Source organism: Modestobacter sp. VKM Ac-2983 (genome assembly GCF_026967885.1).
Taxonomy (GTDB): domain Bacteria; phylum Actinomycetota; class Actinomycetes; order Mycobacteriales; family Geodermatophilaceae; genus Modestobacter.
Map to the genome: position 1 here is coordinate 1,213,081 of NZ_JAPVBK010000001.1, position 14,477 is coordinate 1,227,557.

Here is a 14,477-nt window from a genome sequence, read left to right on the forward strand (position 1 = left end):
CGTGCACATCGAGCCGCCGGGTGGATGCGATGCGACCCCCGGAACGGCAAGCGGTACGCCGGCCCGGGATTGCGGCCACCGGGCGCCGGGCATGTCGGTCGTGCGTACATCCGACGTCGGCCATGGCCGACCGACCACGAGGAGAACGATGACCAGCAACTCACTGCCTGCACGCCGCAACCGGTGGCGCTCCGCGGCCGCCGGCGTCGCCATCGCCGCCGCGTCGTTCACCATGACCGCTTGCGGTGGTGATGAGGAGGGCGTCGAGGACACCGGCGTGGTCGAGGACGGCGGCATGGTCGACGAGGAGGAGGACGAGTAGGACTCGTCCAGTAGCGACAGCTGGGTCGGTCGGCGGGATGCGCGGTCTGCGCCCCGCCGACCGACTGCGTTCCGGCGGCTGGAGACGAGTGCGCCTGGACGGTGGCACCACGGCCGAGGCGCTCCGGGCCGCCTGAGGTGAGGGAACCAGTGGCGCGCCCGGCAGGGATCGAACCTGCGACCAAGTGCTTAGAAGGCACCTGCTCTATCCACTGAGCTACGGGCGCTCGCGGCCAGATCATCGCATCGGAGCGGGGCGCCGTGCCGGAACCGGGGACCTAGCGGTCGGCACCGACCGCTCGGCGTTGCTCGTCCACAGTGAGCGGTCGTGTCCACAGTCCGTGCGGATGCCTGTCCTGGCCTGCGGCTGCGCTCCACGGTGGTCCCAGCCCGGCAGGTCGCCGGGGACCGCACCCTGAGGAGCACCGTGAACGACACCCCTCTGCACGTCGTCGGCAACGTGGTCGACGTCCCGCGCCAGAACCGGACCAGCAACGGGTCGGTGACCAACTTCCGGATGGCCTCCACCTCCCGCCGCTGGGACGAGGAGACCAAGGGCTTCATCGACGGTGCCACGCTGTGGATCGACGTGGCCTGCTGGAACGAGCTGGGCGGCAACGTGGCCCGCAGCGTGACCAAGGGCGACCCGGTGGTCGTCGTCGGCAACCTGCTGACCGAGTCCTGGGAGAGCGAGACGGGGCGCCGCAGCGCCAACCGGATCAAGGCGATCGCCGTGGGGTTGAACCTCGCCCGTGGCTGGTCGGACTTCACGCGGCCGCCGCGCGTCGACCGGTCCGCCGGGCTCGCCTCCCCGCAGGAGCCGGGCGAGGACGCGGCGTCGGCCGAGGACCGGTACGCCCACCGGCCGACGGACTACACCGGGGGGTCGGAGACGTTGCACGACACAGACTCCGAGGTCACGTCCGAGGAGCCGGCGGTCCCGGCGCTGACGTGAGCCTCCCCGGCTGGGAGGATCGGAGCTGAGAACGCAGGGGGCGGGGCCGGTGCCAGCCGAGCATGGCCATCCGCCCCGCCCCCCACTCGCGACCCGACGGAAGGCTCCCACTCAGTGGCCCAGTACATCTACTCGATGGTCCGTGCGCGCAAGGCGCACGGCGACAAGGTCATCCTCGACGACGTGACGCTGGCGTTCCTGCCCGGCGCCAAGATCGGTGTCGTCGGCCCGAACGGTGCCGGCAAGTCGACCGTCCTGAAGATCATGGCCGGCATGGAGACGGCGTCCAACGGGGACACCGTCCTCGCCCCCGGCGCCTCGGTCGGCATCCTGGAGCAGGAGCCGCCGCTGAACGAGGACCTCGACGTCCGCGGCAACGTCGAGGAGGCGGTGAAGGACCTCCGCGCGGCGCTCACCCGCTTCGAGGAGGTCAGCGCCGCCATGGGCGAGCCCGACGCCGACTTCGACGCGCTGATGGCCGAGCAGGGCGAGCTCATGGAGGTCATCGAGAACGCCGACGGCTGGGAGCTCGACAACCGCATCGAGCAGGCGATGGACGCGCTGCGCTGCCCGCCCGGCGACGCCGACGTCCGCGTGCTCTCCGGTGGTGAGCGCCGCCGGGTGGCGCTGTGCAAGCTGCTGCTGGAGGCCCCCGACCTGCTCCTGCTCGACGAGCCCACCAACCACCTGGACGCGGAGAGCGTCGCGTGGCTGGAGCAGCACCTCGAGAAGTACGCCGGCACCGTCGTCGCCGTCACCCACGACCGGTACTTCCTGGACAACGTCGCCCAGTGGATCCTCGAGCTCGACCGTGGCCGGGCCTACCCCTACGAGGGCAACTACTCCACCTACCTGGAGACCAAGGCCACCCGGCTCAAGGTCGAGGGGGCCAAGGACGCCAAGCGCGCCAAGCGGCTGAAGGACGAGCTGGAGTGGGTGCGCTCCGGCGCCAAGGCCCGCCAGGCCAAGAGCAAGGCGCGGCTGGCCCGCTACGAGGAGATGGCCACCGAGGCGGACAAGTTCCGCAAGCTGGACTTCGAGGAGATCCAGATCCCGCCGGGCCCGCGGCTGGGCAGCGTGGTCATCGAGACCAAGGACCTCACCAAGGGCTTCGGCGACCGGGTGCTGATCGACGACCTCTCCTTCACGCTGCCGCGCAACGGCATCGTCGGCGTGGTGGGGCCCAACGGCGTCGGCAAGACCACGCTGTTCAAGATGCTGGTCGGCGAGGACAAGCCCGACGACGGCGACATCAAGATCGGCGAGACGGTCAAGGTCGCCTACGTCGCGCAGGACCGCAGCGGCATCGACCCGGCCAAGAGCCTGTGGGAGGTCGTCTCCGACGGCCTGGACCACATCAAGGTCGGCAACGTCGAGATGCCCTCCCGCGCCTACGTCTCGGCGTTCGGCTTCAAGGGCCCGGACCAGCAGAAGAAGGCGGGGGTGCTCTCCGGCGGTGAGCGCAACCGGCTGAACCTGGCGCTGACCCTCAAGCAGGGCGGCAACCTGCTGCTGCTCGACGAGCCCACCAACGACCTGGACACCGAGACGCTGACCAGCCTGGAGGGGGCGCTGCTGGAGTTCCCCGGCTGCGCCGTGGTCGTCAGCCACGACCGGTGGTTCCTCGACCGGGTGGCGACGCACATCCTGGCCTACGAGGGCGACTCGAAGTGGTTCTGGTTCGAGGGCAACTTCGACGACTACGAGAAGAACAAGGTCGAGCGGCTCGGCCCGGACGCCGGCCGCCCGCACCGCGCCACCTACCGCAAGCTCGCCCGGGACTGACGAAGGACTCCGCTGCCCCGACCCTGCCATGTCGGGGCAGCGGAGTCAGGCGCCGAACCTGGCGACGAAGCGCACCTGGCCGCGGGTCTCGACCGCGTGCCGGCGGTAGTGCCCCCGCACGAAGGCGACCGCCCGGGCCGGGGGGAGTCCGTCCAGGACGGCCAGGCAGGCCAGCGCCGTCCCGGTGCGACCGGTGCCGCCCGCGCAGGCGACCTCGATCCGCTCGGTCTCCGACCGCTGCCACAGCTCACACAGCGCCTCGTGCAGGTCGCCGGGGGCGGTGGGCAACCGGAAGTCCGGCCAGCGCACCCAGCGGGTCGTCCACGGGACGGGACACGGGGGCCGGCCCAGCAGGTACAGCCCGTACGTGGGCGTCGCACCGCCCTCGGGCAACGGCCGGCGCAGGCCACGGCCGCGGACCCGCCGTCCCGACGGCAGCACCAGCACGCCTGGCTCGGTCTCCGCCCACGGGTCCACGAGCGCACCGTAGGCCTGCCCGCGCTGCGGGGGAACAGGGCCGGTGCGGACGGCGGCGGGCCATGAGGCAGGGTGACCGGTGTGAGGCACACCGTCGCCGTCCCGATGCGCTGGTCGGACATGGACGCCTATCAGCACATCAACAACGTGGCCTTCCTCGGCTACTTCGAGATGGCGCGGGTCGACCTGTTCTTCGACCAGCCCACCCACGACGAGAAGACCGGCCTGCGCCGGGGCATCGTGGTGGCGACGCACGAGATCGCGTACAAGCGACCGGTGCTCTACGACGCCGACCCGCTGCAGGTGCAGATCTGGGTCTCCGACGTCCGGGCTGCCGCCTTCACCTGCCACTACGAGGTCTTCGACCACGGCCAGCTGGCCGTCACCGGCAGCACCCTGCTGGTGACGTTCGACTTCGCGCTGAACCGGCCGCGCCGGCTCACCCCGGAGGAGAAGACCTTCCTGGCCCGCCACCTGGACGAGCCCCGCGACTGATCGACCGGCGACTGATCGACCGCAACGACGAGAACCGCCCCGCTGCGGCATCCGCGGGGGCGGACACCGCAGCGGGGCGGTCCTGGTGAGGTGCCGGGAGGTCAGCGGCGGCGGCGGACCAGCGCCCAGGCGCCGCTGAGCACACCGGCGGCCACGACCGCCTTGACGAGGCCACCGAGGATGAACGGGTAGAAGCCCGCCTCCAGCGCCGCAGCGGCCGAGAGTCCGGCGCTGACGGCCAGCCAGGGCACCCCGACCGCGAAGATGACCGCCTGGCCGGCGACGAACAGCGGCGCGGCCTTCAGCGGCTGCCGGTCCATCCCGCGACGGGCGGCCAGGCCGATCAGGAAGGCGGCGGGGATGAAGCCGACGACGTACCCGCCGGTGGCACCGAAGACGACCTCGACGCCGCCGCTGGCCTCCGAGTAGAACGGCAGCCCGACCAGCGCCGCCATGATGTAGACGGCCTGAACCGCCACTCCGCGGACCGGACCGAGGCTGGCCGCGGTCAGCACGACCGCCAGCGTCTGGCCGGTGATCGGCACCGGCGAGCCGGGGACCGGGATGGACACCTGGGCCAGCAGTGCGGTGAACAGCACGCCGAGGCCGACCAGCGCGACGTTGCGCGCCCGGACGGCCGGCACGAGGTCGGCGAGAACGAGCGGGCGCGCCGGGAGCGCGGGCAGCGAGGCAGTGGCCACGGGTCCTCCTGAGGTGCAGGTCGGCGCGGTGCGCCGTGGGTCGGCTGAGAGTCTGCCCTACCCGGACCTGGACCCGAAGCGCTGGTGCGCCCAGCTCACGGGCGCAGCCACACCGCCCCGTCGACCGGCACCGCGCCGTCGGCGACCGGCGCGCTCGCCAGGAGGACCTGCCCCTCCGGCAGCGGGACCGGCGCGGCCGAGAGGTTGAGCAGGCAGACCAGCCCACCGGGTCGCCGGAACACCACGCAGCCCTCCGGTGCGGGCAGCCACTCCACGCCGTCACCGGCGAAGGCGGGGGAGCTGCGGCGCAGCGCCAGCGCTGCCCGGTACAGCGACAGCATCGAGTCCGCGTCGTCCGTCTGGGCCTCGGCGGTGAGCGGCGCCCAGCCGGGGGGCATCGGCAGCCAGGTGTCGGCGGTCGTGGAGAACCCGTACGGCGGCTGGTCGCCGGACCAGGGCAGCGGCACCCGGCAGCTGTCCCGGCCCCGCTCGGTGCGCCCGGAGCGCTCCCAGATCGGGTCCTGCAGCACCTCGTCGGGCAGGTCGACGTCGGGCATGCCGAGCTCATCGCCGTTGTAGACGTAGGCGACCCCGGGCAGCGCCAGCTGCAGCAGCGCCGCGGCCCGCGCCCGCCGGGTGCCGACCTCACCGCCGCCGTAGCGGGAGACGTGCCGGGGCCGGTCGTGGTTGGACAGCACCCAGCAGGCCGGCGCCGGGGTGGCGGCGACGGTGGCCAGCGAGTGCTCCACCGCCGAACGCAGCTCCTCGGGCTCCCACTCGGCGGTCAGCAGCCGGAAGTTGAAGGCAAGGTGCAGCTCGTCCGGGCGCAGGTACTGGGCCAGCCGCTCGTCGTCGAAGACCCAGACCTCGCCCACCGCCATCCGGTCGGGGTACTGGTCCAGCACCGCACGCACCCGCTGGTGCAACGCGTGCACGTGGTCCTGGTCGAAGCGGAGGTCGCCGGGGCCGTCGTCGGCGAACAGGCCGGTGTCCTCGGCAGGGACCATGTCCGGTAGTCCGGCGGGCTTGGCCATCCCGTGCGCCACGTCGATCCGGAAGCCGTCCACCCCGCGGTCCAGCCAGAAGTGCAGGGTCTCCTCGAGGTCGGTGACCACCTCGGGGTTGCTGTAGTCCAGGTCGGGCTGCTCGGGGGCGAACAGGTGCAGGTACCACTGGCCGTCGGGCACCCGGGTCCAGGCCGGCCCGCCGAACACCGAGGGCCAGTTGTTCGGCGGCCGTGCGCCGTCCGGGCCGGCCCCGTCGCGGAAGAAGTACCGGTCCCGGGCCGGGGAGCCGGCCGGGGCGGTCAGCGCCTCGGCGAACCACTCGTGGTCGTGGGAGCTGTGGTTGGGCACCAGGTCGATGGTCACCCGCAGGCCCAGCTCGTGGGCGTCGTGCAACAGCGCGTCGAAGCCGGCCAGGTCGCCGAAGACCGGCTCCACGTCGCGGGGGTCGGCGACGTCGTAGCCGTGGTCGTGCATCGGCGAGGGGTAGAACGGCGTGATCCACAGCGCGTCGACGCCGAGCTCGGCGAGGTACGGCAGGTGCGCGCGGATGCCGGCCAGGTCACCGACGCCGTCGCCGGTGGCGTCGGCGAAGCTGCGCACGTAGACCTGGTAGAAGACCGCGTCCCGCCACCAGTCGGCGGTCGTGGGGGAGACGGGCGTCGGGTGCTGGCTCAGCGGGGGCTCCTCGGGAGGTCGGTGCAGGTGCGGCCGCGGCGCAGGGTCGGTCAGCGGTTCTGCATGCTGTGCGCCGCCATCTCCAGGTAACCCCACAACGTCGCGTCCTGCTCGGCGGTCAGCTCGAGGGAGTCGACGGCGGCCCGCATGTGGGTGAGCCACGCGTCGCGCGCCTTCTCGTCGACGGCGAAGGGCGCGTGCCGCATGCGCAGCCGCGGGTGCCCACGCTCCTCCGAGTAGGTGCGCGGGCCGCCCCAGTACTGCTCCAGGAACATCCGCAGTCGGGTCTCGGCTCCCTCCCAGTCGTCCGCCGGGTACATCGGGCGCAGGATCGGGTCCTCCCGGACCGCGCCGTAGAAGTGCGCGACCAGGGTGCGGAAGGTCTGCTCGCCGCCGATCTCGTCGTAGAAGCTGCCCGCCGACGGCAGCGACCGGCTCGTCTCGCTCATGACTGCGATGGTCCTCCAGGGACGGGCGCCGGGTGCACGGGGGCCGTGGCCGCTGGGGGTCGGCTGCGCCGCAGGGCGATCAGCGGGACGACGACGACGACCAGGCCGAGGCCGCCCGACAGCGCCACCACCGTGCTCGGTGCCAGGGCCTCGGCCCCGAGCCCGGCCAGCACCACACCGAGGCCCTGGACGCCGGCGAGCCCCGCGGCCGCCACCCCGAACGCCCGCCCGCGGTAGGCGCTGGGCACCGCCTGCACGAAGGCGACGTTCAGCGGGATCGAGCAGGCGCCGCCGATCCCGGCGACGAAGAAGAGGGCCACCACGGCGGTGAACGCGGCGGTGCCGGTGCCCAGCCACACCGGCACCAGGCCGGCCAGCAGCACGCCGGTCAGCGACAGGACGACCAGTGGGGCCAGCAGTCGCTCGCGGACGTGTGGTGGGCAGAACCGGCCGACGACCAGACCGCCGAGGGCGGTGCCCGCCGGTGCAGCGGCCAGCAGCACGCCGGTGGCCGCGGTCGTGCCCTGCAGCTGCAGACCCAGCGGGGTGGCGATGCCCTCGGGGGCGTTGACGAACAGGGCGGCCACCCAGAGCACCCCGACGATGGACAGCAGTCGGGGTGTGGCGGCGACGAACCGCATGCCGCTGGCGGTCTCCCGCCACAGCGACCGGACCTCGGCCTCGGCGTCGGCCAGCCCCGGCGCCGGTCGGGGCTGCAGGCCGAGGGCCAGCCAGCCGGCGGAGACGGCGAAGGTGGCTGCGTTGAGCAGCAACGCCGCCGAGGGGGAGAAGTGCAGGAGCAGGGCGCCGCCGAGCAGGAAGCCGACCACCTGGGACACCTGGGCCGTGACGCCGGTCAGCGAGGTGGCCACGGCGTAGCGGTCGCCCTCCAGCACGTCGGCCATCAGCGCTGACCGGGCCGCCTCGAACGGTGGCGAGCACAGCGACACCAGCAGCAGCAGGCCCAGCAGCAGCGCCAGCGGCATGCCCGGGACGGCCATGCCGGCCACCAGGACCGCCCGGATCACGTCGCTGGTGATCAGCACCCGGTGCCGGGGGAGCCGGTCGGCCAGCGCGGCCAGCACCGGGCCACCGAGGACCCACGGCAGGTAGCTGATCCCGAAGGTGATCGCGGACAGCAGCGCCGACTGGGTGCGCTGGTAGACGAGCACGGTCAGCGCGACCCGGGCGAGCTCGTCGCCGATCGTGGAGAGCAGGTACGAGCCGAACAGCGGACGGAACTCGCCGACGGCGAAGACCTGCCCGAAGGTGGCCGGCCGGCTGGTCGCGCGCGCTGGACGCGAGCGGGGGCGGCTCAGCAGCGTCCCCTGCCCTCAGGGGTGGCGATCACCGTTCGTGCCCGTTCCATGACGCGGGAGTGTGGCAGGTCGGTGGCGGACCGTCGCTCACCGGCAGTGCCGCCGTTCGGTGTGCCGCCTCCGTTCCGGTACCGGAACGCCCGGCCTGCCGCGGGGACAGGTGGCTGCCACGTGACAGAAGCTCCCGTTGACGTGACGGGCATCACGACCTAGCGTCCGCCGCCACTCACCCGAACGTCGTCCCGCTGTCTCGTGTGCGGCGGCCGCCGAGATCCACTGGAGGAACGCGTGCTCAGGACGTCCAAGAGCTCGATCGTGCTGGGCTCGATGGTGATCGGCGCCCTGGTGCTCGCCGGTTGTGGCGGCGGGGACGACGAGGCGGTCGAGCCCGCGGCCGGTGCGGCGACCGATGAGCTGACCACCGTGCGGGTGGGGGCGATCCCGATCGTGGACGTGGCGCCGCTGTACCTGGCCCAGGAGGTCGGGATCTTCGCCGACCACGGCCTGGAGGTGGAGCCCTTCCTCGCCCAGGGCGGCGCCGCCATCGTGCCGGCGGTGCTCTCCGGGGAGGCGGAGTTCGGCTTCTCCAACATCACCAGCCTGCTGCAGGCCGAGTCGCGCGGGGTGCCGCTGGCACTGGTCGCGCCGGGTCCCGGAGCCACCGGCAACGCGGAGGAGGACTTCGCCGCGGTGATCGTCCCCGACGACTCCGACGTGCAGGAGCCGGCCGACCTGGCCGGGAAGAGGATCGCCATCAACTCGATCAACAACATCAGCGACACCGTCGTCCGGGAGACCGTCCGGCAGGACGGCGGCGACCCCTCGTCGATCGAGTTCGTGGAGCTGGCCTTCCCCAACATGGTCGCCGCGGTCGCCGACGGCTCGGTGGACGCGGCCTTCGCCGTGGAGCCGTTCGCCACCGTCGGGGTGAGCCAGGGCATGCGCGTGGTCGCCGCCCCGTACACCCAGACCGACGAGGCGCTGACCGTCGCCGGGTACTTCACCTCCGACCAGTACGCCGCCGAGAACCCCGAGACCGTGCAGGCCTTCGCCGATGCGATGGAGGAGGCGCAGCAGTACGCCACCGAGCACCCCGACGAGGTGCGCGAGGTGCTGGGCAGCTACACGAACATCGACCCGGCGATCGCCCAGGAACTGACGCTGCCCACCTACCAGACCGAGATCAACCGCGACTCGGTCGAACGGCTGCTCGAGCTCGGCGTCGAGGACGGGATCATCCCCGAGGGCGTGGACCTGGAGAACGTCTTCGCCGACCTGGAGTGAGCGGGCCGGCCGGCGCCCGCCCTCAGCTCTGGGCGGGCGCCAGCCCGGTGTGCGCCGCCAGGAAGGCCAGCTGGTCGGCGGCCAGGCCGACCGTGCGGCTGACCGCCCGGGCCCCGTGCCCGACCGACAGCTCCCGGCGCAGCACGATCGGAGCCGCCGCCGTCGTCGCGTGCTGCAGCGCGGCGGCGAGCTTGCGGGCGTGCAGCGGGTCCACCCGGGTGTCGGACTCGAAGGTCGTGAACAGCACCGCCGGGTAGGCCGTGCCCTGGACCACCCGGTGGTAGGGCGAGTAGCCCAGCAGCCAGCCGAGCTCGACCGGGTCGGCGGCGGTCCCGTACTCGTCGTTCCAGGTGCGGCCCAGCCCGAACAGCTCGTACCGCACCATGTCCAGCAGCGGTGCGCTGCAGACGACGGCGGCCACCAGGTCGGGGTGCTGGGTGGCCATGGCGCCCACCAGGAGCCCGCCGTTCGAGCCGCCCATCACCGCGAGCTGCGCCGGCGTCGTCCAGCCCTCGGCGATCAGGTGACCGGCCGCCGCGGCGAAGTCGTCGAACACGTTCTGCTTGCGCTCCCGCATCCCGGCCCGGTGCCACTCCTCGCCGTGCTCGGAGCCGCCGCGCAGGTTCGCCACCACCCACACCCCGCCGGCGGCCACCCAGGCCAGCGCCTGCGCGCTGTAGGCCGGGGTGAGCGAGACGTTGAAGCCGCCGTAGCCGTAGAGCACGGTCGGGCGCGGGGTGTCGGGGGCGCCGGTGGCGGAGAGCACGAACAGGTGCACCGGCGTCCCGTCCGCCGACGTCGCGTGGGCCTCGACCACCTGGACGTCGGGCACGCTGCCGGCCACCGGCGCCTGCTCGTGGGGGGTGAGCGCAGTGGGGTGAGCGGCGTCCCAACGCAGCACCGACGGGGGCGTCGCGTAGTCGGTGAAGCCGACCCAGGCGGTCGTGCCGCCCTCCGGCGGCGCGCTGACGCCGGCGACGCTGCCCGGAGGGAGGCCGGTCACCTGGGCGAGCCTGCCGGAACCGTCGGCGGCCCACACCGAGAGCCGGTCGGTCGCGTCGACCGCGTGGACGGCGAGCACCCGCAGGTCGCCGTCCGGGCCGTCGACCAGGGCGACGTCGCCGAGCACGCCGTCCTCGGACTGCGGGACCACCTCCTGCCAGGCCGACGGCGCCCAGCTGGCCGGGTCTGCCGGGTCGGCCACCGCCAGCCGGCTGCGGGGGGCGTCCCGGTCGGTGTGCAGCCACAGCCGGCCGTCCCGGGCCACCCACGCCGAGGTCTGCGCGTCCACGCCGACCTGCAGCTCGCGGAGGACGCCGTCCCCGGCCAGGTCGGCCAGCCACACGTCGTCACGGGGCGCGGTGCCGACCGAGGCGGAGACGACCAGCCAGCGGCCGTCGGCGCTGGTGCGGGCGCCGAAGTAGGTCGCGGGGTCGCTGCCCTCCCCGTGCACCAGGACGTCGTCGGCGGGGTCGGCGCCCACCCGGTGCCGCCACACCCGGCGGTGGAACTGCTCCTCGCCGGCCGGGACGAGCTCGGGGGCCAGCCGCCGCACGTAGAAGAGCTCCGCACCGCCGGGCAGCCAGCCGACGGGGGAGTAGCGGCAGCGGTCGATCGGGCCCTCGACCAGCTCGCCGGTGCCGACGTCCAGCACGAACAGCTGGGACTCCTCGTCGCCGCCGACCGAGACCTGGTAGGCCAGCCGGTCGCCCTCCCACGAGGGCGACCAGGCGTCCAGCGTGGTGGTGCCGGCCGGGTCCAGCGCCGTCGGGTCGACCAGCACCCGCACGCTGCCGTCGGGCTCGGTGACCCGCAGCACGGCGTGCTCCTGGCCGGGGTCACGGCGGGTGGAGAAGGCGCGGCCGTTGCGCCACACCGGGATGCCCACGGCACCGGCGTGCACCAGTTCGGCCATCCGCTCGGCGAACGCCGGACGGCCGGGGAGGCCGGCGAGGAGATCGGCGGCCAGCTCGTCCTGCGCGGCGGCCCAGGCCACGGTGCGCGGGTCCCCGGCGTCCTCCAGCCAGCGGTAGGGGTCGGCGACCGGGTGACCGTGCAGGTCGTCGACCAGGTCCAGGCGGGGGGCATCGGGGTAGCGCACGCGCCGACCGTAATCCGGGCACGGTCGGCCGTCGGCGGGGGTCGCTCCCGTTATCACACCGGGGCAGTGCAGGATGAAGGTGCCCGTGGGCTGTCGAAGCCGTCGGTGGCCGGGGGCACTCGGAGGTGTCCCGTGTCGATCACCGCACTCGGGTCGTCGTCCGGGCCGGGTACCACCGGCTCCCGACGCGACGCCCTGGCCAGTCCGCACGCGCCTGCCCCGGCGGCGTCCACCACCGGCGCGACGCTCCTGCTGAACGCCACGTACGAGCCGTTGTGCGTGGTCTCCAGCCGCCGCGCGATCGTGCTCGTCCTCGCCGCCAAGGCCGAGGCCGTCGACGTCACCGACGACGAGGTGCACGCCGAACGGGTGACCGTGGCCGTGCCCGTCGTCGTGCGGCTGACCCGGTACGTGCGGGTCCCCTACCCGGTGTCGGTGCCGCTGTCCCGCCGGGCGGTGTTCACCCGGGACGGGCAGACCTGCGTGTACTGCGGGGGGTCGGCGACCAGCATCGACCATGTGGTGCCGCGCAGCCGGGGCGGCACCCACACCTGGGACAACGTCGTCGCGGCCTGCCGGCGCTGCAACCACACCAAGGCCGACCGGTCGCTGGCCGAGATGGGGTGGTCGTTGCCGCACCCGCCGGGCGCGCCCAGCGGTGCCGCCTGGCGGCTGCTCGGGCACCGGACGGTCGACCCCCGCTGGCGGGAGTGGCTGGGCATGCCCGACTCGGTGAGCGCCTGACGGACTTGGCAGGATCCCCGGACGTGAACGACGGAGCACGGCGACTGTGGTCCCTCGGTGAGCCGTTCCACGCGCTCACCTACTTCGCCGACGAGGCGCGCACCGCCTACGCCGAGGCCGGGGTCCGCGGTTTCTGGGCGGGGTACTTCGCCGGCCGCGCCGCGCCCCTGGGGCCGGTGGGGCCGGCGCTGGTGACGGCGACCTTCGGGTCCTTCGCCCCGGAGTTCGTCGCCCGCCGGGTGCCGGACGTGTGGACGGCGACGTCCCCGGCCGCTGCCCTCGCCGCTCGGCTGGCCGGGGTGGACGCCGCGGTCCACCGGTCGCTGCCGGAGTGGCTCGGTTCCCTCGAGGCGGAGGAGGCGGCGAGCCTGGCCCGCCGCGCCGCCGAGGCCGTCGACGTCCTCGGCCGGCCACTGGCGGCGGCCAACGCGGACGTGCCCTGGCCGGTCGAACCGCACCTGGTGCTGTGGCAGGCGCTGACCACGCTGCGCGAGCACCGGGGCGACGGCCACCTGGCCGTCCTGCTGCAGCACGAGCTGTTGGGGCTGCCGGCACTGGTGCTCACCGCAGCGGCCGGGACGTCGTCGGCCGACTGGCTGCAGAAGGCCCGCGGCTGGTCACCGGAGCAGTGGGCGACCTGCGCCGAGGAGCTCACCGGACGGGGCCTGCTGGCCGACGGGGAGCTCACTCCCGGAGGTGTCGCGCTCCGGGAGGCGGTCGAGGCCGACACCGACCGCCTGGCGCAGGGCCCGTGGACGGCGCTCGGACAGGACGGCTGCGATCGGCTGGCCGAGCTGCTGACGTCGGTGCGCCGGGCGATCGTGGCGGCGGGGGACTGGCCGCCGCAGAACCCGATCGGCGTCCCCGAGCCGGCGTGAGGCCCTGCTGTCAGGTGACCCGGGCGCGCTGGGTCGGGTAGCCCTCGTGGGCCCGGTCGGCGAACACGGCGCGCAGCCGGTCCATCGCGTCCCAGACATCGACGAACCGCGTGTAGAGGGGCGCGGGGCCCAGTCGCAGCCGGTCCGGGGTCCGGAAGTCCGGCACGACGCCGCGGTCGATCAGCGCCTGGGTCAGCTGCCAGGCCTGCGGGTGCGCCAGGCTGACATGCGACCCGCGCCGGGCCGCCTCCCGCGGTGAGGCGACGGTGACCCCGTGTCCGGCCAGCCACTCGTCGGCCAGTGCGATCACCAGCTCGGTCAGGGCCTGGCCCTTGGTCGCCAGCCGGTCGATGCCGGCCTCCGCGGACAGCCGGGCGCCGACCTCCACCGCGGCCATGGCCAGCACCGGGGGAGTGCCGACGGCGAACCGGTCCACGCCGTCGGCCGGGTCGTACGCCGTCCCCATCGCGAACTGGTCGCGTTGGCCGAACCAGCCCCAGATCGGCTGGCGCAGCTGCTCCTGGAGCTCCCGGCGCACGTAGAGGAACGCCGGGGCGCCCGGGCCGCCGTTGAGGTACTTGTAGGTGCAGCCCACCGCCAGGTCGGCCCCGGCCGCCGTGAGCTCGGCGGGCACCGCGCCGGCGGCGTGGCTGAGGTCCCACACGACGAGCGCCCCGGTCTCGCGGGCCAGCCGGGTCACCTCGGCGATGTCGACCAGCGCGCCCGAGCGGTAGGCGACCTGCGAGAGGACGACGACGGCGACCCGCTCGTCCAGCGCGCCGGCCAGCACGTCCAGGTCGAGGCCGGTGTCGATGTGCGCCGCCACCTCGCGCACCGTCATCCCGCGCGCCCGGGCCACCCCCGCCACGATGTACCGGTCGGTGGGGAAGTCGTCGGCGCAGCAGACCAGCACGTCCCGGCCGGGGCGGGCGTCGGCCGCGGCGACCAGCAGCTTGTACAGGTCGACGCTGGTCGTGTCGCCGACCAGCACCTCGCCGGGCCGCGCCCCCAGCACCCCCTCGGCGAGCACGTCGCCGATCCGTCCGGACTGCTGCACCCAGTTCCGCCAGGAGCCGACGAGCCCCTGTCCCCACTCCTGCTCGACGACCCGGGCCACCGCGGCGGGAGTCTCCTTCGGCAGCCGGCCGAGGGAGTTGCCGTCCAGGTAGAGCAGCCGGTCGGGGCCGTCGTCGTCGGTGCCGGTGAAGCGGGCGCGGAACCCGGCCAGCGGGTCGACGGCGTCGGCGGCTTCGGCGGCTGCGCGGGAGAGGTCCACACCGGAGATC

The 14,477-nt window shown here is 73.9% G+C and carries 14 protein-coding genes and 1 tRNA gene; 7 read left to right on the forward strand and 8 right to left on the reverse strand.

Annotated elements, in window-relative coordinates; translation table 11 throughout:
• Positions 1–148: 148 nt before the first annotated feature.
• Entirely contained in the window at positions 149–322 is a 174-nt protein-coding gene (locus O2W18_RS05875; protein ID WP_269186611.1) for a hypothetical protein, read from the forward strand.
• Between the two features lie 150 nt (positions 323–472).
• On the opposite strand, the gene O2W18_RS05880 is transcribed toward O2W18_RS05875, so the two are convergent.
• Positions 473–548: transfer RNA gene (locus tag O2W18_RS05880), tRNA-Arg, on the reverse strand.
• 200 nt (positions 549–748) lie between these two features.
• On the opposite strand from O2W18_RS05880, the gene O2W18_RS05885 reads away from it, so the two are divergent.
• On the forward strand, positions 749–1,276 hold the full coding sequence (locus tag O2W18_RS05885) for a single-stranded DNA-binding protein (protein ID WP_269186612.1): 528 nt from the start codon (positions 749–751) through the stop codon (positions 1,274–1,276).
• 114 nt (positions 1,277–1,390) lie between these two features.
• Positions 1,391–3,061, forward strand: a complete 1,671-nt coding sequence (gene ettA / locus O2W18_RS05890; protein WP_269186613.1) for an energy-dependent translational throttle protein EttA — start codon at positions 1,391–1,393, stop codon at positions 3,059–3,061.
• 45 nt (positions 3,062–3,106) lie between these two features.
• Here ettA and O2W18_RS05895 read toward each other — a convergent pair whose 3' ends face one another.
• Positions 3,107–3,538, reverse strand: a complete 432-nt coding sequence (locus tag O2W18_RS05895; RefSeq protein WP_269186614.1) for a protein-tyrosine phosphatase family protein — start codon at positions 3,536–3,538, stop codon at positions 3,107–3,109.
• An 81-nt stretch (positions 3,539–3,619) separates the two neighbouring features.
• Here O2W18_RS05895 and O2W18_RS05900 point away from each other — a divergent pair, with 81 nt between their 5' ends.
• Positions 3,620–4,033 (forward strand): acyl-CoA thioesterase, encoded by a 414-nt coding sequence (locus tag O2W18_RS05900; RefSeq protein ID WP_269186615.1) that lies wholly within the window; start codon positions 3,620–3,622, stop codon positions 4,031–4,033.
• Between the two features lie 101 nt (positions 4,034–4,134).
• Here the strand turns inward: O2W18_RS05900 and O2W18_RS05905 are convergent, their stop codons facing one another.
• From O2W18_RS05905 to O2W18_RS05920, 4 genes are all read right to left on the reverse strand, one after another.
• Positions 4,135–4,734, reverse strand: a complete 600-nt coding sequence (locus O2W18_RS05905; RefSeq protein ID WP_269186616.1) for a biotin transporter BioY — start codon at positions 4,732–4,734, stop codon at positions 4,135–4,137.
• Positions 4,735–4,829: 95 nt separating this feature from the next.
• Positions 4,830–6,512 carry a glycoside hydrolase family 13 protein gene (locus O2W18_RS05910; RefSeq protein ID WP_269186617.1) on the reverse strand — a complete coding sequence of 561 codons (1,683 nt, stop codon included), beginning with the start codon at positions 6,510–6,512 and terminating at the stop codon, positions 4,830–4,832.
• On the reverse strand, positions 6,467–6,865 hold the full coding sequence (locus tag O2W18_RS05915; RefSeq protein WP_269171352.1) for a globin: 399 nt from the start codon (positions 6,863–6,865) through the stop codon (positions 6,467–6,469). The genes O2W18_RS05910 and O2W18_RS05915 overlap by 46 nt, the downstream gene beginning before the upstream one ends.
• The gene (locus O2W18_RS05920; protein WP_331254062.1) at positions 6,862–8,187 is read right to left on the reverse strand and encodes an MFS transporter; all 1,326 of its coding nucleotides are present in this window, start codon (positions 8,185–8,187) and stop codon (positions 6,862–6,864) included. The genes O2W18_RS05915 and O2W18_RS05920 overlap by 4 nt, the downstream gene beginning before the upstream one ends.
• A gap of 285 nt (positions 8,188–8,472) precedes the next feature.
• On the opposite strand from O2W18_RS05920, the gene O2W18_RS05925 reads away from it, so the two are divergent.
• Positions 8,473–9,468 carry an ABC transporter substrate-binding protein gene (locus O2W18_RS05925; protein ID WP_269186618.1) on the forward strand — a complete coding sequence of 332 codons (996 nt, stop codon included), beginning with the start codon at positions 8,473–8,475 and terminating at the stop codon, positions 9,466–9,468.
• 22 nt (positions 9,469–9,490) lie between these two features.
• Here O2W18_RS05925 and O2W18_RS05930 read toward each other — a convergent pair whose 3' ends face one another.
• Positions 9,491–11,569, reverse strand: coding sequence for a prolyl oligopeptidase family serine peptidase (locus tag O2W18_RS05930; RefSeq protein WP_269186619.1), 2,079 nt, complete (start codon positions 11,567–11,569; stop codon positions 9,491–9,493).
• Between the two features lie 132 nt (positions 11,570–11,701).
• Between O2W18_RS05930 and O2W18_RS05935 the strand changes: the two genes are divergently transcribed.
• Both O2W18_RS05935 and O2W18_RS05940 read left to right on the forward strand, forming a co-directional pair.
• The gene (locus O2W18_RS05935; RefSeq protein WP_331254056.1) at positions 11,702–12,313 is read left to right on the forward strand and encodes an HNH endonuclease; all 612 of its coding nucleotides are present in this window, start codon (positions 11,702–11,704) and stop codon (positions 12,311–12,313) included.
• Positions 12,314–12,336: 23 nt separating this feature from the next.
• Positions 12,337–13,191 (forward strand): SCO6745 family protein, encoded by an 855-nt coding sequence (locus tag O2W18_RS05940; RefSeq protein WP_269186620.1) that lies wholly within the window; start codon positions 12,337–12,339, stop codon positions 13,189–13,191.
• Between the two features lie 10 nt (positions 13,192–13,201).
• On the opposite strand, the gene kynU is transcribed toward O2W18_RS05940, so the two are convergent.
• A complete protein-coding gene (gene kynU, locus O2W18_RS05945; RefSeq protein ID WP_269186621.1) occupies positions 13,202–14,467 on the reverse strand; it encodes a kynureninase in 1,266 nt (421 codons plus the stop codon).
• Between the last annotated feature and the right edge of the window lie 10 nt (positions 14,468–14,477).